The sequence below is a fragment of the uncultured Sneathiella sp. genome (assembly GCF_963973085.1).
In the GTDB taxonomy this organism is placed as follows: Bacteria; Pseudomonadota; Alphaproteobacteria; order Sneathiellales; family Sneathiellaceae; genus Sneathiella.
Map to the genome: position 1 here is coordinate 231,466 of NZ_CAXAXA010000003.1, position 23,023 is coordinate 254,488.

23 protein-coding genes are annotated in these 23,023 nt (G+C 55.7%); 15 read left to right on the top strand and 8 right to left on the bottom strand.

The window, feature by feature from the left end; translation table 11 throughout:
• Nucleotides 1-13: 13 nt before the first annotated feature.
• From dnaA to mutM, 5 genes are all read right to left on the bottom strand, one after another.
• Nucleotides 14-1,396, bottom strand: coding sequence for a chromosomal replication initiator protein DnaA (gene dnaA, locus AACZ19_RS09080; protein WP_339633156.1), 1,383 nt, complete (start codon nt 1,394-1,396; stop codon nt 14-16).
• Entirely contained in the window at nt 1,396-1,842 is a 447-nt protein-coding gene (locus AACZ19_RS09085) for a rhodanese-like domain-containing protein (protein WP_339633158.1), read from the bottom strand. Before AACZ19_RS09085 ends, dnaA begins: the two co-directional genes overlap by 1 nt.
• A gap of 471 nt (nt 1,843-2,313) precedes the next feature.
• Nucleotides 2,314-2,580 carry a 30S ribosomal protein S20 gene (gene rpsT, locus AACZ19_RS09090; RefSeq protein ID WP_339633160.1) on the bottom strand — a complete coding sequence of 89 codons (267 nt, stop codon included), beginning with the start codon at nt 2,578-2,580 and terminating at the stop codon, nt 2,314-2,316.
• A gap of 156 nt (nt 2,581-2,736) precedes the next feature.
• A complete protein-coding gene (locus AACZ19_RS09095; RefSeq protein WP_339633162.1) occupies nt 2,737-3,513 on the bottom strand; it encodes an enoyl-CoA hydratase in 777 nt (258 codons plus the stop codon).
• Nucleotides 3,514-3,599: 86 nt separating this feature from the next.
• Nucleotides 3,600-4,436, bottom strand: coding sequence for a bifunctional DNA-formamidopyrimidine glycosylase/DNA-(apurinic or apyrimidinic site) lyase (mutM, locus tag AACZ19_RS09100; RefSeq protein WP_339633164.1), 837 nt, complete (start codon nt 4,434-4,436; stop codon nt 3,600-3,602).
• A 90-nt stretch (nt 4,437-4,526) separates the two neighbouring features.
• On the opposite strand from mutM, the gene ubiE reads away from it, so the two are divergent.
• The 7 genes from ubiE (at nt 4,527) to moeB (ending at nt 10,949) form a co-directional block, all read left to right on the top strand.
• The gene (ubiE, locus tag AACZ19_RS09105) at nt 4,527-5,288 is read left to right on the top strand and encodes a bifunctional demethylmenaquinone methyltransferase/2-methoxy-6-polyprenyl-1,4-benzoquinol methylase UbiE (protein WP_339633166.1); all 762 of its coding nucleotides are present in this window, start codon (nt 4,527-4,529) and stop codon (nt 5,286-5,288) included.
• A gap of 15 nt (nt 5,289-5,303) precedes the next feature.
• Nucleotides 5,304-6,917, top strand: a complete 1,614-nt coding sequence (ubiB, locus tag AACZ19_RS09110) for a 2-polyprenylphenol 6-hydroxylase (RefSeq protein ID WP_339633168.1) — start codon at nt 5,304-5,306, stop codon at nt 6,915-6,917.
• Between the two features lie 118 nt (nt 6,918-7,035).
• A complete protein-coding gene (coaBC, locus tag AACZ19_RS09115; RefSeq protein ID WP_339633170.1) occupies nt 7,036-8,259 on the top strand; it encodes a bifunctional phosphopantothenoylcysteine decarboxylase/phosphopantothenate--cysteine ligase CoaBC in 1,224 nt (407 codons plus the stop codon).
• Nucleotides 8,256-8,720 carry a dUTP diphosphatase gene (dut, locus tag AACZ19_RS09120; protein WP_339633172.1) on the top strand — a complete coding sequence of 155 codons (465 nt, stop codon included), beginning with the start codon at nt 8,256-8,258 and terminating at the stop codon, nt 8,718-8,720. Before coaBC ends, dut begins: the two co-directional genes overlap by 4 nt.
• Nucleotides 8,721-8,722: 2 nt before the next feature.
• The gene (locus AACZ19_RS09125; RefSeq protein WP_339633174.1) at nt 8,723-9,172 is read left to right on the top strand and encodes an Rrf2 family transcriptional regulator; all 450 of its coding nucleotides are present in this window, start codon (nt 8,723-8,725) and stop codon (nt 9,170-9,172) included.
• 27 nt (nt 9,173-9,199) lie between these two features.
• Complete coding sequence (cysK, locus tag AACZ19_RS09130) at nt 9,200-10,153, top strand: cysteine synthase A (RefSeq protein ID WP_339633176.1); 954 nt, start codon at nt 9,200-9,202, stop codon at nt 10,151-10,153.
• A gap of 4 nt (nt 10,154-10,157) precedes the next feature.
• Nucleotides 10,158-10,949 (top strand): molybdopterin-synthase adenylyltransferase MoeB, encoded by a 792-nt coding sequence (gene moeB, locus AACZ19_RS09135; protein ID WP_339633178.1) that lies wholly within the window; start codon nt 10,158-10,160, stop codon nt 10,947-10,949.
• On the opposite strand, the gene AACZ19_RS09140 is transcribed toward moeB, so the two are convergent.
• The 3 genes from AACZ19_RS09140 to AACZ19_RS09150 all read right to left on the bottom strand — a co-directional run bounded on the left by AACZ19_RS09140 (nt 10,946) and on the right by AACZ19_RS09150 (nt 14,595).
• On the bottom strand, nt 10,946-11,881 hold the full coding sequence (locus AACZ19_RS09140; protein WP_339633180.1) for an AEC family transporter: 936 nt from the start codon (nt 11,879-11,881) through the stop codon (nt 10,946-10,948). The two genes, moeB and AACZ19_RS09140, sit on opposite strands and share 4 nt — an antisense overlap.
• Before the next feature lie 220 nt (nt 11,882-12,101).
• On the bottom strand, nt 12,102-13,709 hold the full coding sequence (locus AACZ19_RS09145) for a phosphoenolpyruvate carboxykinase (protein ID WP_339633182.1): 1,608 nt from the start codon (nt 13,707-13,709) through the stop codon (nt 12,102-12,104).
• Nucleotides 13,710-13,893: 184 nt separating this feature from the next.
• Complete coding sequence (locus AACZ19_RS09150) at nt 13,894-14,595, bottom strand: DUF2470 domain-containing protein (protein WP_339633184.1); 702 nt, start codon at nt 14,593-14,595, stop codon at nt 13,894-13,896.
• Nucleotides 14,596-14,815: 220 nt separating this feature from the next.
• Here AACZ19_RS09150 and AACZ19_RS09155 point away from each other — a divergent pair, with 220 nt between their 5' ends.
• The 8 genes from AACZ19_RS09155 to AACZ19_RS09190 all read left to right on the top strand — a co-directional run bounded on the left by AACZ19_RS09155 (nt 14,816) and on the right by AACZ19_RS09190 (nt 23,021).
• Complete coding sequence (locus tag AACZ19_RS09155; protein ID WP_339633186.1) at nt 14,816-15,514, top strand: response regulator transcription factor; 699 nt, start codon at nt 14,816-14,818, stop codon at nt 15,512-15,514.
• A 21-nt stretch (nt 15,515-15,535) separates the two neighbouring features.
• Nucleotides 15,536-17,203: a sensor histidine kinase gene (locus AACZ19_RS09160; protein ID WP_339633188.1), complete on the top strand. Its 1,668-nt coding sequence runs from the start codon at nt 15,536-15,538 to the stop codon at nt 17,201-17,203.
• 25 nt (nt 17,204-17,228) lie between these two features.
• Complete coding sequence (locus tag AACZ19_RS09165; RefSeq protein WP_339633190.1) at nt 17,229-17,660, top strand: HPr kinase/phosphatase C-terminal domain-containing protein; 432 nt, start codon at nt 17,229-17,231, stop codon at nt 17,658-17,660.
• Complete coding sequence (gene rapZ, locus AACZ19_RS09170) at nt 17,653-18,555, top strand: RNase adapter RapZ (RefSeq protein WP_339633192.1); 903 nt, start codon at nt 17,653-17,655, stop codon at nt 18,553-18,555. The genes AACZ19_RS09165 and rapZ overlap by 8 nt, the downstream gene beginning before the upstream one ends.
• 37 nt (nt 18,556-18,592) lie before the next feature.
• Nucleotides 18,593-18,997: a PTS sugar transporter subunit IIA gene (locus AACZ19_RS09175; protein WP_339633194.1), complete on the top strand. Its 405-nt coding sequence runs from the start codon at nt 18,593-18,595 to the stop codon at nt 18,995-18,997.
• 36 nt (nt 18,998-19,033) lie between these two features.
• Nucleotides 19,034-19,303: an HPr family phosphocarrier protein gene (locus tag AACZ19_RS09180; RefSeq protein ID WP_339633197.1), complete on the top strand. Its 270-nt coding sequence runs from the start codon at nt 19,034-19,036 to the stop codon at nt 19,301-19,303.
• Nucleotides 19,304-19,458: 155 nt separating this feature from the next.
• Complete coding sequence (gene ahcY / locus AACZ19_RS09185) at nt 19,459-20,754, top strand: adenosylhomocysteinase (RefSeq protein ID WP_339633199.1); 1,296 nt, start codon at nt 19,459-19,461, stop codon at nt 20,752-20,754.
• A gap of 167 nt (nt 20,755-20,921) precedes the next feature.
• A complete protein-coding gene (locus tag AACZ19_RS09190) occupies nt 20,922-23,021 on the top strand; it encodes a PAS-domain containing protein (RefSeq protein WP_339633201.1) in 2,100 nt (699 codons plus the stop codon).
• Nucleotides 23,022-23,023 lie beyond the last annotated feature (2 nt).

Here is a 23,023-nt window from a genome sequence, read left to right on the forward strand (position 1 = left end):
GAGAGTGCCGAGATTATTCCAGCATCCGCCTGAGCAATTCCAGATCCTCCGACAAGGCGACGTCCTGCTGGCGGAGCTCCTCGATTTTTTTCAGTGCATGCATTACCGTCGTATGATCGCGGCCCCCGAATTTCCGGCCGATATCCGGCAGGGAACGGGAGGTCAGCTGTTTGGCGAGATACATGGCCACCTGACGCGGGCGGGCAACGGCACGGGCGCGGCGGGCGGAATGCATGTCCGACATCCGGATATTAAAATGCTCCGCGACCTTTTTCTGGATTTCCTCAATGGTAATCCGGCGGTCATTGGCGCGCAAAAGATCGCTCAGCACTTCCTGCGTGCTTTCAAGGGTGACGGCGCGCCCGACCAGATCGGAATAGGCCAGCACCCGGTTCAGCGCCCCTTCCAGCTCGCGCACATTGGACGTTATGCGATGGGCCAGAAACTCAAGAATGCGCGGATCGATGGTGATCTTGCCCTGCTCGACCTTCGATTGCAGGATGCCGAGACGGAGCTCATAATCGGTCGGATGGATATCAGCGACGAGACCCCAGCCAAGACGGGAGCGCATCCGTTCCTCCATCCCCTCCAGGTCCGTCGGTGAGCGGTCGCCGGAGATGATAATCTGATGGTTCTGGTCGACTAACGCATTGAACGTATGGAAAAATTCCTCCTGCGTGCTGTCCTTGCCGGCAATGAACTGTACATCGTCGATCATCAGCACATCGACAGAGCGGAACTGATCCTTGAAATTCATCGTATCCTTGAAACGGAGCGCCCGGATAAACCGATACATGAATTTTTCAGCCGACAGATACAGCACACGTTTCTTCGGGCTATTGGCGGCAATGGCGTGACCGATGGCATGCATCAGATGGGTCTTGCCGAGACCGACACCGCCATAGATGTATAGCGGGTTGAAGGGCACGGAGTCTTTCGCTTCCGCCACACGGCGGGCCGCGGCGTGGGCCAGCTCATTCGACTTGCCGACGACAAAATTCTCGAAAGTGAAGCGTGGGTCCAGCGGGGCCATCAGCGACGGATCCGGATTTGTCGGGCCTGCTGCTGCCTCGGCCTGCGACTTGAATGGCGCTGTTACCTCGCCAAGACCGAAGGTTGGTTTCTGGGGTGCGATATTCTTCTTGTCCAGCGGCTTGACCCGGATATCGACAGACTTGATGGATTTGTCAGATGTGGTCCAGAGCTGGCGGAGGCGATTGGCGTAATTATTGAGGACCCAGTCCCGCAAGAACCGCGTTGGCAGGGTCATGCAGACCTGCTCCCCTTCAATTCGGTCAAGCTCGATATTCTTGAGCCATGAATTGAATGTTGCTTCGCCATATTCCTCGCGAAGTTTTTCCCTGATCTGCTCCCAGTGACCGCTGTTCGTTGTCATCAGCCCTGTTTCCATTTCAGACCGGCAACTTTCCATCCGCCCAATTTTCCACGGTGACCTTCCGCATCGGGCCCACCCTCAAACCCCTCAAGAACGTTATAGCTTTTCTCATATCCGGCACGCGTCGCGGCCTCGGCGGCAGCGATGGAGCGCACGCCGGACCGGCAGAGAAAAACCATCGGCGCGGATTTTTTCGGCTGAATGGCGGAAATCTCGTCAATGAAACTGGCATTTTTTGACATGTCCGGGAACAGAACCCAGGAAACCGGGTGAACAGCCTTGCTAAGCAGGGAAAGGTCAGGCATTCCGACATACGCCCATTCTGCGGTAGTTCTGACATCGATCAGGACGGCATCCGGGTTGTTCTCCAGCAATTCCCAGGTTTCCTGAACCGTCAAATCCCCTGCATAGGTTTCGGCACCTTCCGGCTTTCCCCCATTTGTCATTCACAAGTTTCCTTCGCTCTTAAATGCGGACAAATACCCGTAAGAATTCGGGCATCGGTATTAAAGTTTTTTCAGCGGCGTCTCCCCCAAGAGCCGTCTGGATTTTACGCAATACTCATTTATACATGTCAAGCTACTGGATACGACATCTCCCGCAGGGCGATTGGCCCCTTCATCGCTTATCAACCGGCAATTTAGGATTGGGAGTGTTCCCTTGAGAACGGGCAGACTAATCTTATCCACATGCACCATGCAAGGGACTGGATGTGGAAAATGTGAAAATTATTTTTCGAATTGATCCAACAAAATCTTGACCTACAATATGTGGTAATCGCTTCCACAGGAATGCCCTTAACTGGTAAAAAACGGGCGGGAACTACCCGGAAAGGACACGCTTAAAAAGCGCAAAACCCACAAAAAAACCGCAGCCCGTAAATGGACCGCGGTTTGATTCTTTCGCTGATTCCCGACTTAGGCGGAGAGGGCTTTCACTCTCGCATTCAGGCGTGAAATCTTGCGTGAGGCCGTGTTCTTATTATACACGCCCTTGACCACGCCGCGGGTGAGTTCTGACTGCGCAACGCGAAGTGCGTCATTCGCTTTCGTCTGATCCCCTTCGGTGACAGCCAGCTCCACCTTTTTCACATAGGTGCGGATACGGCTGCGGCGGGCCCGGTTGCGTTCGGTCCGGGTGTCTGTCTGCCGGATGCGTTTCAATGCAGATTTATGATGCGCCATGACAATCCTGTCTTTTAGCTTCGAAATTCGGAAGCCGGGTTATAACCAGCGACAAATAAGCCGTCAACAGAAGAATATCGATTATCGCCCGGATTTCGCATATTTCGGCCATTCAGGCCCGGAAGACACGGTATTCTTCTGGTTTCGGGCAGGTTTTTAGCGGTTTTTGAAATCAGGGGTCCGTTTTTCGGCGAAGGCAGACATGCCTTCTTTCTGGTCTTCCGTCGAAAATGTCGAATGGAAGACACGGCGCTCGAACATGATTCCCTCCCGCAATGTGGTTTCATAGGCCTTGTTCACGCTTTCCTTGCACATCATGACCGACGGCAGGGAAAGCTTGGCGATTTCGCCAGCGACCTTCACCGCTTCCTCCATCAAGTCATCGAGCGGGACGATCCGGCTGACCAGCCCGGCGCGCTCCGCCTCTTCCGCGCCCATCATCCGTCCGGTCAGGCACATTTCCATGGCCTTTGATTTGCCGACGGCGCGAGTCAGGCGCTGGGTCCCGCCAAGGCCCGGAATGGTACCGAGCTTGATTTCCGGTTGGCCGAACTGGGCATTATCGGCGGCAAGAATGAAATCGCACATCATTGCAATCTCGCAGCCACCACCGAGGGCATATCCGGCAACGGCGGCGATCACGGGCTTGCGAAAGGTGGAAAGCCGCTCTGCCTCGCCTGTCAGGAAGTTGTCGGTGTACACGTCCATATAGGTCTTGGGCTGCATTTCGAGAATGTCGGCCCCGGCCGCGAAGGCTTTCTCGGAGCCGGTCAGGACAACGGCACCGATATTCTCATCCGCCTCGAAATTATCAAGGGCGTCCGCAAGCTCCACGAAAAGCTCGGCACAGAGAGCGTTCAGCGCCTTTGGCCGGTCAAGACGTATGACGCCGACGGCGCCCTTCGTATCGATTGCAATATTGTTATAGGCCATGGGAATTTCCTGTCTGTTGCTTTGTTGCGTAATTTCGCGCCCATTATCTTGATGCGAAGGTCTTTGTCCAGCCCTTGCGCCAAATTCTAGCGCTGGCATTTCGGGCAGAAGAATGTCGACCGCCCCGATTGCGCGATTCTCTGGATCACACTGGCGCAATCTGCTTTCGGGCACGGGCTCCCTTCCCTGTCATACACCAGAAAACGATGCTGAAAATAGCCGAGCTCGCCCGTCGTATGGCTGTAGTTGCGCAAAGTCGATCCGCCCGATTCAATTGCCTCCAGCAGAACAGCGCGGATGGCGGCGGCAAGATCGTCGGCGCGGCGCCCCTTGACATTCTCCGCCCGGCGGCGCGGGGATATTCCGCTTCGATAAAGGGCCTCGCATGCATATATATTACCGACCCCCGCAACGACCCGCTGGTCAAGAAGGGCGATTTTAATCGGGGATTTCCGGCCCCGAAGCCGTTCGGCAAGGATAGGGCCGCTGAATTCGTTTCCAAGGGGCTCCGGCCCGATTCCGGCAAGTTGCGGATGTGTCGCCAGTCCATCCGGCGCGCTCAGCAGCATAAAGCCGAAACGCCGCGGATCATGATATCGGACGCGTATCCCGCGCTTGGTCTCGAAAATGACATGATCATGCTTGTCGAAGGGGCTGGCCGGATCAAATTTGGGCTCAATACGAAAGCTGCCGGACATGCCAAGATGGCCGATCATGATCGGGCCTCCGTCGAAGGACATCAGAATATACTTCGCCCGCCGGGTTATGGCGTCAATTCGCCGTCCCGTCAGCGCGGCGGCAAATCCGTCGGCAAATGGAAAGCGCAAATTCGGCCGCCGTAACGTCACGGACGTGAACTGGTCGCCGACAAGGGCCTGTTCAAGGCCGCGGCAGACGGTTTCGACTTCTGGTAATTCCGGCATGGCGCGACAGTAGCCTTATTTTAGCCCTTGCGCTATGCTCTTATTTCAACCAAACAAGGCGATTAACAGAGCCAACGGACGGAAGGCGCTATGGCAGCTTCGGACAAATCATCAGACAGCACTCATTTCGGATTTCGGGAAGTCCCGAAGGATGAGAAAGCCGGGATGGTACGTGGTGTTTTCGAAAGCGTCGCCGAAAATTACGACCTGATGAACGACCTGATGAGCGGCGGCATCCACCGCCTGTGGAAGGCGGCAATGATCGACTGGCTGATGCCGCGCAAGGGTCAGCATCTCCTTGATGTGGCGGGCGGAACCGGCGATATCGCCTTCCGCTTTCTGGATGCGGTCGATGGGGACGGCAAAGTGACAGTTCTTGACATCAACCATGCCATGCTGAGCGTCGGCCAGGACCGGGCCATCGATCAGGGGCGTCTCGCCGGGCTTGAGTGGGTCAATGGCGACGCGCAAAGCCTGCCCCTGCCCGACAAATCAGTCGATGCCTACACAATTGCCTTCGGCATCCGCAATGTCACGGACATCCCCCGCGCGCTGGAAGAGGCATATCGGGTGTTAAAACCGGGCGGCCGTTTCCTCTGTCTTGAGTTCAGCAAGGTGGAAGCGCCGGTCCTGAAAGAGTTCTATGACTTCTATTCTTTCAAAATACTTCCCGAAATTGGGGGCGTTGTCGCGAAGGACAAGCCATCCTATGAATATCTGGTCGAGAGCATTCGCCAGTTTCCGGATGCGGATCGCTTTGCTGAGATGCTCGTAGAGGCCAGTTTCGGCCAGGTCAAGTATCGCCGACTGTCCGGCGGTATAGCGGCGCTGCACTCCGCCTGGCGGCTCTGAAGGGAGCAGGTATTCGTGATCCGGATTTTCAATAATTTCCTGCGTCTTCTCTTTATCGCCCGGACGCTTGCGCGCCATGATGCGTTATTCTTTCTCGATAATTTCGAGCGCCTGCCCTTTTATGTGGTGTTGCTCCGAAAAATAATGCCGGTCTTTGCGCTGGGCGCCACTCGAAGCAAGGACCTGCGCGACGGAGAGCGGCTCGCCAATGCCCTTCGCGAATTGGGCCCCAGCTTTATCAAACTCGGCCAGGCCCTCTCGGTACGGGCCGATCTGATCGGCGAGGAAATGGTGCTCGATCTTGGCAATCTGCGAGACCGCCTGCCCCCCTTCCCGTTTGAAAAAGCGCGCGAGACAGTCGAATATGAACTGGAGGCACCGCTGGAAGAACTCTTCGCGGACTTCAATCCTGAACCGGTTGCCGCGGCGTCCATCGCCCAGGTGCATTTTGCGACGGTGCGTGAGACGGTGCCCGCGCCGACCGAGGCGGATCCCGGCGCCACAGAGGAAATCCTGCGTGAGGTTGCGGTTAAAATCCTGCGGCCTGGCGTAGAAAGCGCCTTCGAGAGCGATCTGCAGCTCTTCTTCTGGCTCGCAGAACTGGCGGAGCGGTATCAGCCGCATTTTCGCCGCCTGCGCCTGACCAAGATAGTCGAGACCATGGCCGACTCCGTCGAGCTGGAGATGGATTTACGGATGGAGGCGTCAGCGGCTTCCGAAATGGCAGAGAATTTTGCGGATGATCCGGAGTTCGATGTACCGGAAATCGACTGGCAGCGGACAGCACGTCGCGTCATGACGCAAAGCCGGATTGACGGGATCAGTATCTCCAAGAAAGAGGAGCTGGCCGCCGCGGGTCATGACCTCAAGGCACTTGGCGATAATGTCATCCGTGTCTTCCTCCATCAAGTGCTGCGCGACGGCTTTTTCCATGCGGATATGCATCACGGCAACCTGTTCGTAACGGCGGACGGGCGTCTGGTTGCCGTGGATTTCGGCATTATGGGGCGAATGAGCCGGGAAACGCGCCTGTTTATGGCGGAAATGCTGCATGCCTTCCTGACCCGCGATTACAAGCGCGCGGCGGAAATCCATTTTGAGGCGGGCTATGTGCCGCGTCACAAGTCTCTCGACAGTTTTGCACAGGCCTGCCGGTCCATTGGCGAGCCGATTCTCGGCCGACCGGTCAGTGAAATATCGATTGCCCGGCTACTGGTGCAGCTATTCCAGATCACCGAGACCTTTGAGATGGAGACCCAGCCGCAACTCCTGCTCCTGCAAAAAACCATGGTCACGGCGGAAGGGGTCGCGCAAAGCCTGAATGCTGAGATCAATTTCTGGGAAGCAGCGGAACCCACCGTCGCTCACTGGATGCGCGAAAATATGGGGATCGAGGCGCAGGCCGCCGACATGGTGAAAGACGGCATTGCGCTCTTGCGCAAGATCCCGGCGATTGTGACACGCGCCGATGACCTGCTGTCGGAGATGGAGGCGCGGGAAAAAGCGCGGACGGAGCTCATGGATATGGAAGAAAGCGTTGCGCAGAAACGCCGAATCCGTGGCGGCTACCTATTGGGCGGCGCTGTTCTCGGCGCTCTTGCCGCCTATCTCGCTGTGCTTGCCACGTAAAATCCAGGAACTCAAAGTTTCGCAAATTCGCGTTAAGAGCAAGATTTAGCTTGCGGGACGCTTGTGTAATATTTAGGTTTTACATAAAAGATCAGTAAAACTTCAGGAATGGTATATTTTGGGTGCAAATATAGAAAACAGGTCTGTTCTGCTGATCATTGGCGGGGGAATTGCGGCCTATAAGTCGCTTCAGCTTATTCGCCTGCTTACAAAAGAGGGAATTCGCTGCCGTGCCATATTGACGCGGGCGGCAAAGGAATTTGTGACCCCTCTCTCCGTATCCTCCCTAACAGGCGAGAAAGTGTATGATGACCTGTTCTCCCTCACGGATGAGGCGGAAATGGGCCATATACAGCTCTCGCGGAGTGCGGATTTGCTGGTGGTGGCGCCCGCAACCGCGGATCTCATGGCGAAAATGGCAACCGGGCAGGCGAGTGATCTGGCGACAACCGCCCTTCTCGCGACGGACAAACCGGTCCTGATCGCACCGGCGATGAATGTCCGGATGTGGCAGCATCCGGCAACCAGGCGGAATCTTGCAACACTTCAGGGCGACGGTGTCCTTGTCGTCGGTCCGGAAGACGGAGATATGGCCTGCGGCGAGTATGGACCCGGCCGGATGGCGGAGCCGGAGACGATTTGTGAGGGCATCCTCGATTTTTTTCGCAAGAGCACTGTAAAGCCCCTCACGGGGCGGAAAGTCCTGGTGACCGCGGGCCCGACCCATGAGCCGATTGATCCTGTCCGCTTTATCGCCAATCATTCTTCGGGCAAGCAGGGCTATGCCATTGCCTCCGCGCTGGCGGACCTCGGGGCGGAGGTGGTGCTGGTCTCCGGGCCGACGCGGCTGACCACCCCACGCGGAGTCACCCGTCACGATGTGCTGTCCGCCAAGGAAATGCTGGCCGCCTGCGAGGCCGTGCTTCCCGTTGACGCTGCAATTTTCGCCGCTGCGGTTGCCGACTGGCGGGTGGCAACGGAGTCGGGTCACAAAATCAAGAAACAGGATGGGAAGCTTCCTGAACTCACCCTCGCGGAAAACCCCGATATTCTGGCGACGGTTAGTGCCCTTGACGCCGGCCGTCCATCCCTGATTATCGGGTTTGCGGCGGAAACCGAGAAGGTCGTCGAAAATGGTCAGGCCAAGCTTGCCCGAAAAGGTTGCGACTGGATTGTCGCAAATGATGTCGGCACGGGCACCGGCACCTTTGGCGGCGACGACAACCGGGTTTTCCTGCTGACGAAAGACGATGTCGAGGATTGGCCGAAGCAATCCAAAGAGTTGGTGGCAAGGACATTGGTGGAAAGAATTGCTACATATTTTCAAGGTGTTAAAGCATGAGTGACGTTGTCGTTTCAATCACCCGCCTGCCCCATGGGATGGATCTGCCGCTACCGGGATATGAAACGGCGGAGAGCGCCGGCATGGATATCCGTGCCGCGGTCGATCGACCGATTGAAATCTTACCCGGAGGCCGGGCTCTTATCCCGACGGGCTTCAAGATGGCATTGCCGCGCGGGTTTGAAGCACAAATCCGGCCCCGGTCGGGCCTGGCGCTCAAAAAAGGGATCACGCTTCCCAACAGCCCGGGTACCATCGACGCGGATTATCGCGGGGAAGTCGGGGTCATCCTGCTGAATGCCGGGGAAGAAACCTTTACCATAGAACGCGGCGATCGCATTGCGCAGATGGTGATCGCCCCCGTGTTGCAGGCAAGCTGGAACGAGGTCGAGAGCCTTGATGAAACAGCCCGCGGCGAAGGCGGCTTTGGCTCCACCGGTGTTGCGGAAAAGGTATCCTGACCATGCTGCATTTGCCGAAAAAGATGCTCTATGCGCTGGAGGCGGTTGTTGATATCGCGTTTAACGCGCGCCCCGATCCGGTTCAGTCGAAGGAAATCACAAAACGGCAGGGCATCCCGCTTCGTTATCTGGAACAGGTCATGCAACAGCTTGTCCATGGCGGTATTCTCAAGGGCGTGCGCGGCCCGCGCGGCGGTTATCGTCTGGCGCGGGAGCGGCGACGCATTACGGCGGGGGATGTGATCCGGGTGATCAGCGCCGCGGAAGCGGAGGAAAACGCGCAAATATTCACCTCCGAGATCGGGCAGAGCGTCGTCGGACCGTTGTGGGATGACGCGCAGGCGTCCTTGCTGGCGGAACTGGATTCCGTTACGCTTGAAGATCTCTGTCAGCGGGCCATGAAAAAAGACGCGGCAGATGCGCCCGCCGAAGGATCGTATTTCGAAATTTAGAATAAGAACGACAGATTGGGCTGAAAAATGAAAAACGACCCGCCCCGAGGCAAGATCTATGACTCCATTGTTGATACAATCGGGGCAACGCCTCTGGTCCGCGCCCGGCGGATCACGCGGGACTGCCCAAATGACGTGCAGATCCTGCTCAAGCTGGAATTTTTCAACCCGCTGGCGTCGGTAAAAGACCGGATTGCCGCCTCCATGATTGAGGCGATGGAGGAGGCGGGCCTGATCAATGAAAACACGGCAATTATCGAACCCACATCCGGCAATACCGGGATCGGTCTCGCCTTTGTCTGCGCCGCAAAAGGCTATCACCTTACCCTCGTGATGCCGGAGAGCATGTCACTTGAACGGCGCAAGATGCTGAAACTGCTTGGTGCCAATCTGGAACTGACGGACGCGGCGAAGGGGATGAATGGGGCTATTGCACGAGCGGAAGAGCTCAAAGGCGAAATCGGCGATGCCGTGATCCCTCAGCAGTTCGAGAATCCGGCAAACCCCGCCGTCCATAAGGCAACGACGGCAGATGAAATACTTGCTGATACCGGCGGCAAGGTCGATGTGGTGGTCATGGGTGTCGGTACCGGCGGCACCCTGACGGGTGTGGGAACGGTCCTGAAGAAGCGGGACCCGAATATCCGCATTGTCGCTGTCGAGCCCGAAGACAGCCCTGTCTTGTCCGGCGGACAGCCCGGCCCGCATAAAATCCAGGGGATCGGGGCTGGATTTTCTCCGAAGAACCTCGATGAAAGCCTGATCGATGAGGTTTTAACCATCGGCAATGAGACCGCGTTCGAAACAGCGCGCGAAGTCGCCCGCCTTGAGGGGATTCCCGTCGGCATTTCATCTGGTGCGGCGGTCGCTGCGGCGCTGGAGATCGCCGAGAGGCCGGAAATGGATGGCAAGATCATCGTTGTCATTATCCCGTCCTTCGCCGAGAGATATCTGACCACCGCCCTGTTCGACGGCCTGTAACGCCATGGCGCTCAGTGATGACCAGCTTGACCGGTACGCGCGCCATATTATCTTGCGGGAAATCGGCGGCGGCGGTCAGCAGAAGCTGCTGCGATCAAAAGTCCTGATTGTCGGGGCAGGGGGGCTGGGGTCTCCGCTGGCCCTTTATCTTGCCGCGGCGGGGATCGGGACAATTGGCATTATCGATGACGATGTGGTCGATCTTTCCAATCTGCAGCGGCAGATTGCCCATGGCACGGCGGATATCGGGACTGAAAAGGTGAAAAGTGCTGCAAAGGCTATTGCGCGTCTTAATCCGGATGTCAGGGTGATCGACCACGGGGAGCGGCTTAATGTGGCGAATGCGGCTGCAATCATCGGGGATTATGACCTCATAACGGATGGTACGGATAACTTCGAGACGCGTTTCCTGCTGAACGATGCCTGCTATTTTGCCGGAAAACCGCTGGTTTCCGGTTCAATATTGCAGTTCGACGGACAAATCAGCACCTTCAAGGCGTATGAAGAGGGGCCTAACCCCTGCTATCGCTGCCTCTTTCCCGCGCCGCCGCCGCCCGAAGTGGCGCAAACCTGCGGTGAGGCGGGAGTTCTGGGCGCGCTGGCCGGTGTGGTCGGAAGTCTTCAGGCGGTCGAAGTGGTCAAGGAACTCCTTGCAATCGGGGAGGGACTCTCGGGTCGGTTGCTCCTCTACGATGCACTCGCTGTCGAGTTCCGGAAAATCAAGATCCCTCGTGATCCGAACTGTCCGCTTTGCGGTGAAAAGCCGTCGATAACGGAATTGTCTGCCGGCCGTTAGCTCAGGAAATAAGCTGCCGCAAGGGTAAGCGAGAGAGGCAGGGTGACCATGGAGATAAGGGTCTGTACCGTGATGATCCCGGCCATCACCTCGGCATCTGCGCCCAGGAGCTTGGCCAGCGCGTAGCCGGAGCTTGCGGTCGGGATCGTGCCATAGATGATCAGAATCATTGCCGGAATGCCATCAAGCCCGACCAGTATTGCCGTTGCAGCGACAACGGCCGGGAAAACCGCGAGCTTGCAGACCGTGGAAATCACGACATAAAGCGCGCCGGTATGAATCGCCTTGATCCTGAGTCCGGCGCCGACACACAAAAGGGCGATGGGCAGCGCGGCCTTTGCCAGAATTCCGGCGAAATCATTAACAACCGGAATGGGGCCGATGCCTGAGAAATTAAGAAACGCCCCGGCGCCAATCGCGATGAGAAGGGGGTTTCGGATGATCTCCTGGAACAATCGCCGTGGCAGGCTTATCCCGGAGGCGCTTCCCTGATACCCGACCAGAACGGTGACGCAGAACAGGTTGGTTGGCGGCACCAGAACCGCCGTCGCGACAGCGGCAAGCAGGATCCCCTCTGCATGAAAAAGATAATCGGCGACCGCAAAGGCGATAAAGGTGTTATGGCGCGCCGCGCCCTGGAAAACCGCACCGCCAATCGGGGCCGAGATGCCGAACAGCTTGACCGACGCAAGCGATATCAGGCCCGTCGCCAACAGTCCGCCGAGCAGGGCCAGCGCATAGGTGCCGACGATCTCATCCTGAAAGGGGGCGGTTGTCGTATTGTAGAAAAGCAGCGCCGGGAACAGGACCCAATAGACCACGCGATCCGCATTGTGCCAGAAATCGCCACCCGGAAAGCCGTTGCGTCTCAGCAGGTTTCCGACAACCAGCAACAGGAAAATAGGCAGCACGGAAAGCGAAATCGCCCACATGTCTTTATTTACATCCTTTGCTTATTGTTGGACGGGGCAGGGGTCAGCCTGTTTTGTGGTCGAAATTACACCGTTTGGCCAGAAGAAAATGGTCTGGTGCTATCGTTTGGTAGATATTTGCTGTGCAATGTGGAATTGGTCGGGTTGAATGCAAAAAGCCCGGCGGTTCCCTATTGGTAACCGCCGGACTTTTGAAAGCCTGTTGAGCTAATACTGACGTTTATGCAATCTTCGGGGCTGATTGCAGGACGTCGTCTTCAACATAATCGGTGAACTGCTCGAAATTTTCGATAAAGCGGGCAACGAGATCTTTCGCTTTCGCGTCATATGCTGCCTTGTCCGCCCAGGTATTGCGCGGGTTGAGAATTTCCGGAGGAACGCCGGGGCAGGACGTGGGCATGGCCAGACCGAAGAACGGGTCTTTCTCCGTCTCGGCATTGGCAAGGGTGCCGTCCAGTGCCGCATTGACCAACGCGCGCGTATGGCCGATGGGCATGCGGTGGCCGGTGCCATATTCGCCGCCGGTCCAGCCGGTATTGACCAGCCAGCAATTGACGCCATGCTTGGCAATTTTTTCACCAAGAAGCTTCGCGTAGACAGCCGGGTGACGTGGCATGAACGGCGCGCCGAAGCAGGTAGAGAAGGTCGCCTGCGGTTCATTCCCGAGGCCCTTTTCAGTTCCCGCAAGTTTCGCCGTGTAACCGGACAGGAAGTGATACATTGCCTGTTCCGGGGTCATCCTGGAGATCGGAGGCAGAACGCCGAACGCATCGGCGGTCAGCATGACGACATTGGTCGGAAAGCCCGCAACGCCGGTCTCTGACGCGTTCGGGATAAACTCGATCGGGTACGAAGCCCGGGTGTTTTCCGTCAGGCTGTTGTCATCCAGGTCAAGTTCCCCGGTGTCCGGATCCATGACAACATTTTCAAGCACCGTGCCAAAGCGGCGGGTGGTTTCATAGATTTCCGGTTCCGCCTCTTTCGAGAGATTGATGACTTTGGCGTAGCAGCCGCCTTCAAAATTGAAGACGCCGTCATCGGACCAGCCATGCTCGTCATCGCCAATCAGCATCTTGCTGGCATCGGCGGAAAGCGTAGTCTTTCCGGTTCCGGAAAGACCGAAGAAAACGCTGGAATTGCCTTCTTCACTGACATTGACAGAGCAATGCATCGGCAGGATATTTTTCTCCGGAAGGAGATAGTTGAGAATGGAGAAAACCGATTTTTTGATCTCACCCGCATAGGACGTACCGCCGATAATCACAAGTTTTTCGGCAAAGTTCGGCAGTACGAAGACTTCCGAGCGCGTTCCATCAACGGCCGGGTCAGCCTCGAAAGAGGGCACCTGAAGGATCGTGAACTCAGGCTTGAAATTTTCCAGCTCGCTAAAGGTCGGCTGTATAAACATGTTCCGGGCAAAGAGATTGTGCCAGGCGCATTCCGTGATGATACGGACGGGCAGGCGGTTATTTGGATCCGCGCCGGCATAGCAGTCCTGAACGAAGACTTCGCGTCCATTCAGGTAATTGCACATTTTCTGGTGAAGATTTGCGAATTTATCGGCACCGATCGGCTTGTTGACCTTGCCCCACCAGATGTTCTTTTCGCTCCCCGGTTCCTGGACAATAAATTTGTCATTGGCGGAACGGCCGGTATGCTGCCCGGTCAGGGCGACAAGCGGCCCTCCGGCGGCGAGAGAGGCTTCCCCCCGTTTGAGGGCTTCCTGATAAAGGGCGGGTGTTGATAAATTCCAGTAAGCCTTGCCTACGTTGCCAAGGCCATTCTTATCCAGCCCATAACTGCTCTTACGGGGTCCTAATTGCTCCACATTCTTTCTCCAGCGCTGTCTATCGGGGCCCGGATCCGGGCTTTTTGTTTCAGAATAAGTTGCTTGTTATACTGGTGCAACATAACTATCACTAAAAAAGTAACTCTTAATCTTGATTTCTTTAAGGCTGTTTCAAATTTCCCTTAATTTTGTTTCACTTACGTCGTAACCGCTAAATTTTTTGTTAATTTCTTACGTTTTTCAGCATTTCAATAATCTTGGTTCGAATGCTGTCCGGGCTTGAAACCGGCTCATCGAAGAGAATCCGCTGATAGGTCCAGCCGCATCGGAAATCAATTCCTTCCCGATCGATACCGGTTATCTCGAAGTCTTCGGTATCGTTTCCGTGTGTATTGCAGAGTTCCTGCACCGCATCCAGATGATCTGTATTCATATGGTCTACGACATCCATTTCAACATCAATGTCATCCAGAAATCCGGGCGGAAGGAGAAAATCGCTCTCGTCGACCCAGTGAATATCGCCAAACCCGGCAACAAGATGACCGCGCCGGACCTCCATCCGGTACAGATTGAAATCCTTGAACCCGACAAAGCCACGGGCGGAGGGGAAGCGCCGCAGGTAGCGTTCCGTGATCTTCGCATCCTCGATAATACCGAGAGTACCCTCAATAGAGACACGCGAGAGCGTAAGTGGATCGCGACCGTTTGGCTCCTCCGCAATTAACAGGGAGACATTGCTGTTCTTTACGATATTGCGGCTGTGAACCGCCATGTCCGAGAGCAGCATCAAGGGCCGTCCGACAGGATCCGTCGCAACCAAGACCAGTGACGCATAGGGATTTGCGTCCTCTGCCATATTGGTTGCGAGGGAGGCGGTTGTCGCGCCGCGAAGCAGGCCGCGTATGGTCAGGGCCCGCGTTTGCATTTCAGTCGAATCCGGCATGGAAGTGTTTTGCGGAAATTTTCCACAAATGCAAAAGGAAAAATCAAAGAGGGCGAGAAAATTACTATTTTCAGGATTTATGATCGGTATCGAATGCTAATTCCTGTTCTGACATGCAATTGCCTTATTTTGGATAAATGTAGATGGCAATTCACAGCAACAGATCATACAATAAGGTAACGACATGAATCTGGGGACTGACATGGCGACGAAAGTAGCCTTGGTCGATGACGACCAAAATATTCTGACGACTGTATCTATCCTTCTCGAATCCGAAGGGTTCGAGGTGTCAAAGTATTCAGATGGGGAGGAAGCCTTGAAAGGCCTCGCCGAAAACCCGCCGGATCTGGCGGTGCTGGATATCAAGATGCCCCGTATGGACGGAATGGAGCTGCTGAACCGGTTGCGTCGTACGACGACCCTGCCGGTCATCTTCCTGACGTCCAAGGATGATGAGATTGACGAGTTTCTCGGCCTTAAAATGGGTGCCGACGATTATATTCGCAAACCGTTCTCGCAACGGCTGCTGGTTGAGCGTATCCGCACCGTTCTCCGTCGCCATGGCACGGTGAAGGAAAGTGAAAAGGAAGGCGAGGAAGAAATCTTGTCGCGCGGCAAGCTGAAATTGGACAGTGTCCGCCATGCCTGCTTCTGGGATGACAAGGAAGTCACCCTGACGGTGACCGAGTTCATGCTGTTGCATGCCCTCGCGCTTCGGCCAGGCCATGTAAAAAGCCGGGACCAGCTTATGGACGCGGCCTATGATGACAATATATATGTGGACGATCGCACGATTGACAGCCATATCAAGCGGCTGCGCAAGAAGATCAAGGCAACGGACCCCGACTTTTCCGCTATCGAGACTCTCTATGGCGTCGGATACAGGTTCAAGGAAAAATAACATCGGAGCGATTCACACTGTATGACTGCGGACTCCAAGCCCTATGTCGGAAAATCAATTCCTGACAGAAAAGCGGAGAAGCGGGAGAAAAAGACAAGACGCGGTCCTTTTTCCTCCCTTGGACGCCGGATCATGGCGATCAACCTTTTCTCCGTTATCTTTCTGGCAGGCGGGATCCTGTATCTGGATCAATTTCGCGACGGCCTGATCGAGGCCCGATTCCAGGCTTTGACCACGAATGGCCGGATGATTGCCGGTGCCCTAGGCGAGGCGGCGCTGCAGGAAGTCTCCCTTGATGGGCAGGTCCAGTATTTGACGCTCGATTCTCTCCCCATCAAGCGGGTTCTGCGACGCCTGTCCCTGATCACCAACACGCCGACACTGTTGTTTGATCGGGAAGGAGTGCTGATTGCCGACAGTCGGCGATTAATTTCTGCTGGCCGCAATATCGTCTTCGAGGAACTGCCGCCACCCGAAGTAAAAAGCCCTGTCCGCCTCTTTTTCGAGGAGCTCTATGACGGCTGGGAGAAACTCTTCCCCGCCAAATATGACTATCCTCTCTTCCCGACAAACCCCATTCCGACCGGCGCGGATTTTCAGGAGATCGGAACCGCGATCAATGGTGAAAACGGCCGCATGACACGTCAGACGCAGCGGGGCGAACTGGTCCTCTCTGTTTCCGTTCCGGTGCAGGGGTTCAAGCATATTCTGGGCGGATTGCTGCTGACGGAAAGCGGGAGTGGTATTGATGACGCGGTGCGCTCGGCGCAGGTGACGACGCTGATTGTCTTTGCCGTAACGCTTGTTATTACCCTGTTGCTGTCCCTGTTCCTTGCGCGAACCATCGCCGCGCCCATTCATGTCCTCGCCGAAGCGGCGGACAAAGTCCGTCGGGGCATTGGGAGGCGCATGGTCATCCCTGATTTTTCGGAGAGAAAGGATGAAATCGGCGACTTGTCCACCTCCTTCCGCGCGATGACGACGGCGCTCTATGACCGGCTCGATGCGATTGAGGCCTTTGCCGCGGATGTGGCTCATGAACTTAAGAATCCGCTGACATCACTTGGCACGGCAGTTCAGGCGTTTGAGCGGGTCAAGGATGAGGAGACCCGGGAAAAGCTCCGCGTGGTGATTTACAGCGATGTGAAACGGCTGGATCGCCTGATAACTGACATTTCCGCCGCAAGCCGCCTCGATGCGGAGCTTTCCCGGGCGGAAGGGGAGGCCGTTGACGTTGTCAAGCTGGTGGAAGGCGTTCTTGATGGGTATCGAACGACCCAGATGTTCGATACCATTTCCTTCGAATTCAAGCAGCCAGAAGAAGAGGTTACCGTAAACGGCTTACCCGGTCGACTGGGGCAAGTGCTGCGCAACCTGATCGATAACGCGATATCCTTTTCGCCGGAGAAGGGCCAGGTTGAAATCCGGGTTGAAGCTCACGAAAAAACGGTTGACCTCAGTGTCGCGGACAGCGGACCGGGCATTCCGGAAAGTAAGCTCGATGCAATTTTCAATCGGTTTTACACGGAACGACCGAAGGCAGAGGGCTTTGGACGTCACTCCGGGCTTGGGCTCAGTATTTCCCGTCTCATTGTCGAGGCGCATGGTGGAAAAATTACCGCGCGCAACAGAATTGGGGAGGATGGCGAGATCCTGGGCGCCCTTTTCCTAATAAGGTTGCCAAGATAGGAAATTCTGGCATAGGGTCGCGCGCATGATCAGTTGTCACGCCAGTTCAGTCGAAATAGAGGGCAGGGGTGTCCTGCTGCGCGGACCTTCCGGCGCCGGCAAATCGGACCTGGCGCTGCGGCTCGTGGACGGCGGCGGGACGCTTATTTCAGATGATTACACCGACATCACATTTCGACACGGATGCGCCTTTTTAAGCCCGCCGGAGAATATCGCCGGTCGGATTGAAGTCCGGGGCCTCGGGTTGATGTCGCTTGCCTATGTTCACGACATTCCGCTTGCGCTCGTCTTCGATCTGGTGCCCTATGAGGAAATTGAACGCGCACCAACGGCAGAAGTAGTGACATTTGACGGCATCGACATTCCCCGGCGAGATCTTGATCCCTTTATGGCCTCGGCGGCGGCAATTGTTCGCCTTGCACTGAAACAAAGTCCCTTGATGACCGGCTATGAGTAATATGGAAAATCCCCGTCAATCGGCAAATCAGGTCGTCATTGTGTCCGGTATGTCCGGTGCCGGGAAAAGCACCGCCCTCCGCCAGTTTGAAGACATGGGGTGGGAAGTTGCGGACAATATTCCGCTGACGCTGCTGGTCCAGATGGTCCGGGATGTGGGTGCGGCCGGGACCGCCAATCTCGCCATTGGCATTGATCTCAGAACCCGCGGATTTTCATCGGAACAGGTGCTCTCATCCATTGAGGAATTGCGAAATGAAGGGCACGATCCCGTTCGCCTTCTTTTTATGGATTGTGATGAGGCCGTCCTGCAACGGAGGTTTACAGAGACCCGGCGCCGCCATCCGCTGGCGAAGGACCGCCCGGTGGGGGATGGGATTCGGCAGGAAGTACAGAGGCTCGAAGGCCTCAAGAGTGCGGCTGACCTTCGAATAGACAGCTCCAACCTGTCGCAACCGGAACTCAAGCGTATTCTTACCGGGCATTTCAGCCTGCAGCGATCCTCCCGTCTGGCGGTTACGGTGATGTCCTTTTCCTATGTCAACGGCATCCCGCGCGAATCCGACCTGATGTTCGATGTCCGGTTTTTGCAAAATCCGTTTTACGAGAGCAACCTTCGGCCCCTCACCGGTCAGGATGAGGCTGTGGTCGAATTCATCGCCCAGGATCCGGTCTTTGATGATTTCATGGAACAGATCGAAAAGCTGCTCATGCTTTTGCTGCCTCGTTATGTGGAAGAAGGAAAGTCCTATCTGACCATTTCCTTTGGGTGCACCGGCGGGCGACACCGGTCGGTTTGCATCACGGAAAAAATCCATGACCTTGTCGTAAAATCCGGTTATTTTGCTAATTTGGTGCATCGCGATCTTGCCGATGCGAGAGGAACAGTAAAGTGAAACGAGATATGCCATTTCAACAAAGGATGAGGGCACAATGATCGGAATGGTACTGGTCACTCATGGTCGGCTCGCAGAAGAGTTCGTCAACGCAACGGAGCATGTTGTGGGGCCTCAAACACAGGTGCGGGCGATCTCGATCGGGCCCGATGATGACATGGAACAGCGACGCCAGGATATTCTGGGCGCTGTCGCCGACGTTGAAAGCGGTGCCGGCGTGATCATCCTTACCGACATGTTCGGCGGCACGCCGTCCAACCTGGCGATTTCCGTCATGGAAAAGGCGAATGTCGAAGTCATTGCCGGGATTAACCTGCCGATGCTGATCAAGCTGGCAAGCGTGCGCGGGGATGACGACATGGCGAATGCTGTCGCTGCTGCGCAAGAATCAGGCCGTAAATACATCAATGTCGCGTCCCATTTGCTTGCCGACAAATCCTGACATGATGACGCTTGCTGATTTCTTCAACCAAGGCCGATGCCGGTGAAACGTGATTTGGTCATCGGAAATGCTCGCGGACTGCATGCGCGAGCCGCCGCTAAATTCGTCAAATGCGCCGAAAAATTTGATGCGAATATCCGCGTCACCAAGGGTGAGAGCGAGGTTTCCGGCTCCTCAATCATGGGCTTGATGATGCTCGCCGCCGCTAATGGCACCACAATATCCGTTGCAGTCTCCGGGCCGGAAGCGGAACCGGCGCTGGACGCCCTCACCGAGCTGGTGACGGATAAGTTCGGCGAAGAGTGAATATGGACAAACATTTGTCGTTATAACGATATAAATATTTCTTTATATGACTATTGATTATGCGGAGCGGGCTTGCTATACAGGCAACAACTATGGTGCCGGCGCACTGCGCAGGTATCTCGCTATGACGAGTTTTTGATGCGAAAGAGCAGAACATGACAAAAGTTGAAGACTTCAAGGTCGCGGATATGTCGCTGGCCGACTGGGGCCGCAAGGAAATTGCCATTGCCGAAACCGAAATGCCGGGCCTGATGGCGCTGCGTGAGGAATTTGGCAGTAAAAAGCCGCTGAAAGGCGCGCGCATTGCCGGTTGCCTCCATATGACCATCCAGACGGCGGTCTTGATCGAGACACTGACGGCGCTGGGTGCGGAAGTACGCTGGTCGTCCTGCAATATCTTCTCGACCCAGGATCAGGCTGCTGCCGCTGTTGCCGCAACCGGCGTTCCCGTTTTCGCCTGGAAAGGGGAAACGGAAGAAGAGGCCCACTGGTGCATTATCCAGACGATCGAAGGGCCGAATGGCTGGCACCCCAACCTCATCCTTGATGACGGCGGCGACTTGACGCAGGTCATGCATGATGACTATCCGGAACTGATGAAAGATGTTCTGGGCCTCTCCGAGGAGACGACAACCGGCGTTCATCGCCTGTATGAAATGGCGAAGGCGGGGACGCTTAAGGTCCCGGCGATCAACGTCAATGACTCCGTTACCAAATCAAAATTCGACAACCTCTATGGCTGCCGCGAAAGCCTTGTTGACGGGATCAAGCGCGCCACCGACGTGATGATTGCGGGCAAGGTTGCGGTTGTCTGCGGCTATGGCGATGTCGGCAAGGGATCCTCTGCCTCGCTTCGCAGTCAGGGCGCCCGCGTCATGGTCACGGAAATCGATCCGATCTGTGCGCTGCAGGCGGCGATGGAAGGATATGAAGTCGTCACCCTTGATGAGGCCGCGAAATACGGCGATATCTTCGTCACCACGACCGGCAATATCGACGTCATTACCCTTGATCACATGCGGGACATGAAAGACCGCGCCATCGTCTGCAATATTGGTCATTTCGATAGTGAAATCCAGATCAACGCGCTTCGCAACTACACTTGGCATAACGTCAAGCCGCAGGTCGACGAGGTTGAGTTCCCCGATGGCAAGCGCATTATTGTCCTTGCCGAGGGACGTCTGGTCAATCTTGGTTGCGCGACCGGTCACCCCAGCTTCGTCATGAGTGCTTCCTTCACCAATCAGGTGCTGGCGCAGATCGAACTGTGGGAGCGGCATGATACCTATAAAAACGAGGTTTATGTCCTGCCCAAGCATCTTGACGAGAAAGTTGCCCGGCTGCACCTCGGCAAACTCGGCGTGACTTTGACGGAACTGAGCCCGGAGCAGGCGAAATATATCAGCGTCCCGCAGGCGGGTCCGTTCAAGCCGGATCATTATCGCTACTAACGTTGCTGGGATAAAAATCCATGAATTGAGAGAAATGGCTGGCGGGACTATCCCTCCGGCCATTTTTTTTCTATTCTCTGGTTGTTGGCGCCGGACTCACCGGGTGACACCATAATGTTCGGCACCAAGATGGTAGGTTAGACAGTAAAGGCCGTAAACTGGCAGGGATGATAGAAGATTTTACCTCAACACAGCTGATGCTTGTCTGGATATTGGTGCTCGGGCTCGTCGGTCTGGCGATGGCCTTTCTCGTCATGCGCAAGAAGGCGCTCGCGCTGCTGGCGCAAGGGGATCGCGACAATGACAAATTGCTGTCGCTGGAAGAGACAATTGATAACCTGAAATCAGAACAGGAGCGCCAGAAGACCGAGACGATCTCACTTAAGTCCTCGTTGGCAACGGCGCGCGGTGAGCGGGATGATTTCATCGAACTGCTGAATGTCGCGCCAATTGCCATCTGGCGGCGGGACCAGAATTCAAAAATAATCTGGCAGAACAGAAAGTATGCGGACATTGTCGGCCTGAAGGAAGAAGGGACGACTGTGCCGGAGCTTGCACCAAGCCGGGATCCGGATCAGGCGCGCAAACTGGCGACGAAGGCGCGGGTGACGGGGGTGACGCAAAGCGAGGTCAGGCGCTATATCGTCGAAGGAGACCGACTCAGCTTCAAGATTGTCGAAACGCCGCTTGAATTTGATAACCAGTTGGCCGGGTTCGCCCTTGATACGACGACAGAGGCCGAGCTTTCCGAAGAACTCAAGCGGCATATCGACGGCCATGCCGACGTGCTTGAAAATATCACCAGCGCGATTGCCATCTACGGGCCGGACCAGCGGCTGGAATTCTTCAACCAGACCTATGCCAAGCTGTGGCGGATCAGCGATGACTTCCTGTATGGCAAGCCGACCATCAGTGAAGTCCTGGACAAACAGCGGGAGCTCCGGCGACTGCCCGAACAGGCGGATTTCTCATCCTACAAGGAAAAGCGGCGGGCGCTGTTTACCAATGTGATCGAGATGCGCGAAGAGCTGGTTCAGCTTCCCGACGAGACGGTCTTGCGGACGATTATCACGCCGCACCCTTTCGGCGGCCTGCTTTTCCTGTTCGAGGATGTGACGGACAAAGTGGGGCTGGAACGGGCGCGAAATACCCAGATTGCCGTGCAGCGCGCAACTCTCGATAATCTGTATGAGGGCGTTGCAGTATTTGGTGCCGATGCAAGATTGAAGCTCTATAATGCAGCATATTGCGCAATTTGGGGCATTGAAGAAGGGTTTTTGCAGGAAGATTCCCATATATCGCAGATCATAGAGCATTTTCTTGAAAAGACGGGCGCGACCTGGAGCGATGCCTACAGGGAGAAATATATCGCCAATGTCACACGTCGTGACGCCGCCAGTGGCCGGATCGACCATCCAGGCGGAAATATTATCGACTTCAACCGGGTACCGCTTCCCGATGGCAATGTGCTCTTTACCTATGTCGATGTGACCCATGAATTGCGGGCGCAACGGGCCTTGCGGGAACGGAATGAGGCGCTGGAAGCGGCCGATAAGATGAAAACCGAATTCGTGGCAAGCGTGAGCCATGAATTGCGGACGCCGCTCAACACCATCATTGGCTTTGCGGAAATTCTGGTGAAGGAGTTTTTCGGCCCGCTCAACGACAAGCAGGTGGAATATGGTCAGGGAATCCTCGACAGTTCCGACCACCTTCTGCTTCTGATCAATGATATTCTTGATATGGCGAATATCCAGGCCGGCAGGATGGAACTTGACAAGGCGCCTGTGGATCTTGCCTCGACCTTGCAAAATGTTGTTACCATGGTTCAGGAGCGGGCGAAAAAACGGCACCTTGAGATCAGGACTGAAATTGACGACGATCTCGGCCTTGTCGAAGTAGATGAGCGCCGTATCAAGCAGGTCGTCTTCAATCTGTTCAGCAACGCAATCAAGTTCACGCCGGCCAAAGGGCAAATCATCCTCTCTGCCCATAAAACCGCGGAAGGCTTTGATGTTACAATCAAGGACACCGGCAAAGGCATTGCGGAAGACCAGATCGAACAGATTTTCGAGCGATTCTCCAAGGGTGATACAACGAAGCAGAACGCCGGGGCCGGCCTTGGGCTCTCGCTGGTTAGAAGCTTTGTCGAGCTACACGGCGGTCGCGTGGAATTGACATCGAAGGAAAATGTTGGGACGACAGTCTCCTGTTACTTGCCGGCCTCCCTTGCCGTAGAGCCGTTGCCGATGGCGGAAAGATCCTGAAC

What these genes read in the sequence shown, in the direction of transcription:
- dnaA (WP_339633156.1), bottom strand. Translation starts at nt 1,396, where the DNA reads ATGACAACGAACAGCGGTCACTGGGAGCAGATCAGGGAAAAACTTCGC.
- AACZ19_RS09085 (WP_339633158.1), bottom strand. Translation starts at nt 1,842, where the DNA reads ATGACAAATGGGGGAAAGCCGGAAGGTGCCGAAACCTATGCAGGGGAT.
- rpsT (WP_339633160.1), bottom strand. Translation starts at nt 2,580, where the DNA reads ATGGCGCATCATAAATCTGCATTGAAACGCATCCGGCAGACAGACACC.
- AACZ19_RS09095 (WP_339633162.1), bottom strand. Translation starts at nt 3,513, where the DNA reads ATGGCCTATAACAATATTGCAATCGATACGAAGGGCGCCGTCGGCGTC.
- mutM (WP_339633164.1), bottom strand. Translation starts at nt 4,436, where the DNA reads ATGCCGGAATTACCAGAAGTCGAAACCGTCTGCCGCGGCCTTGAACAG.
- ubiE (WP_339633166.1), top strand. Translation starts at nt 4,527, where the DNA reads ATGGCAGCTTCGGACAAATCATCAGACAGCACTCATTTCGGATTTCGG.
- dut (WP_339633172.1), top strand. Translation starts at nt 8,256, where the DNA reads ATGAGTGACGTTGTCGTTTCAATCACCCGCCTGCCCCATGGGATGGAT.
- AACZ19_RS09125 (WP_339633174.1), top strand. Translation starts at nt 8,723, where the DNA reads ATGCTGCATTTGCCGAAAAAGATGCTCTATGCGCTGGAGGCGGTTGTT.
- cysK (WP_339633176.1), top strand. Translation starts at nt 9,200, where the DNA reads ATGAAAAACGACCCGCCCCGAGGCAAGATCTATGACTCCATTGTTGAT.
- moeB (WP_339633178.1), top strand. Translation starts at nt 10,158, where the DNA reads ATGGCGCTCAGTGATGACCAGCTTGACCGGTACGCGCGCCATATTATC.
- AACZ19_RS09140 (WP_339633180.1), bottom strand. Translation starts at nt 11,881, where the DNA reads ATGTGGGCGATTTCGCTTTCCGTGCTGCCTATTTTCCTGTTGCTGGTT.
- AACZ19_RS09150 (WP_339633184.1), bottom strand. Translation starts at nt 14,595, where the DNA reads ATGCAAACGCGGGCCCTGACCATACGCGGCCTGCTTCGCGGCGCGACA.
- AACZ19_RS09155 (WP_339633186.1), top strand. Translation starts at nt 14,816, where the DNA reads ATGGCGACGAAAGTAGCCTTGGTCGATGACGACCAAAATATTCTGACG.
- AACZ19_RS09160 (WP_339633188.1), top strand. Translation starts at nt 15,536, where the DNA reads ATGACTGCGGACTCCAAGCCCTATGTCGGAAAATCAATTCCTGACAGA.
- AACZ19_RS09165 (WP_339633190.1), top strand. Translation starts at nt 17,229, where the DNA reads ATGATCAGTTGTCACGCCAGTTCAGTCGAAATAGAGGGCAGGGGTGTC.
- rapZ (WP_339633192.1), top strand. Translation starts at nt 17,653, where the DNA reads ATGAGTAATATGGAAAATCCCCGTCAATCGGCAAATCAGGTCGTCATT.
- AACZ19_RS09175 (WP_339633194.1), top strand. Translation starts at nt 18,593, where the DNA reads ATGATCGGAATGGTACTGGTCACTCATGGTCGGCTCGCAGAAGAGTTC.
- AACZ19_RS09180 (WP_339633197.1), top strand. Translation starts at nt 19,034, where the DNA reads ATGCCGGTGAAACGTGATTTGGTCATCGGAAATGCTCGCGGACTGCAT.
- ahcY (WP_339633199.1), top strand. Translation starts at nt 19,459, where the DNA reads ATGACAAAAGTTGAAGACTTCAAGGTCGCGGATATGTCGCTGGCCGAC.
- AACZ19_RS09190 (WP_339633201.1), top strand. Translation starts at nt 20,922, where the DNA reads ATGATAGAAGATTTTACCTCAACACAGCTGATGCTTGTCTGGATATTG.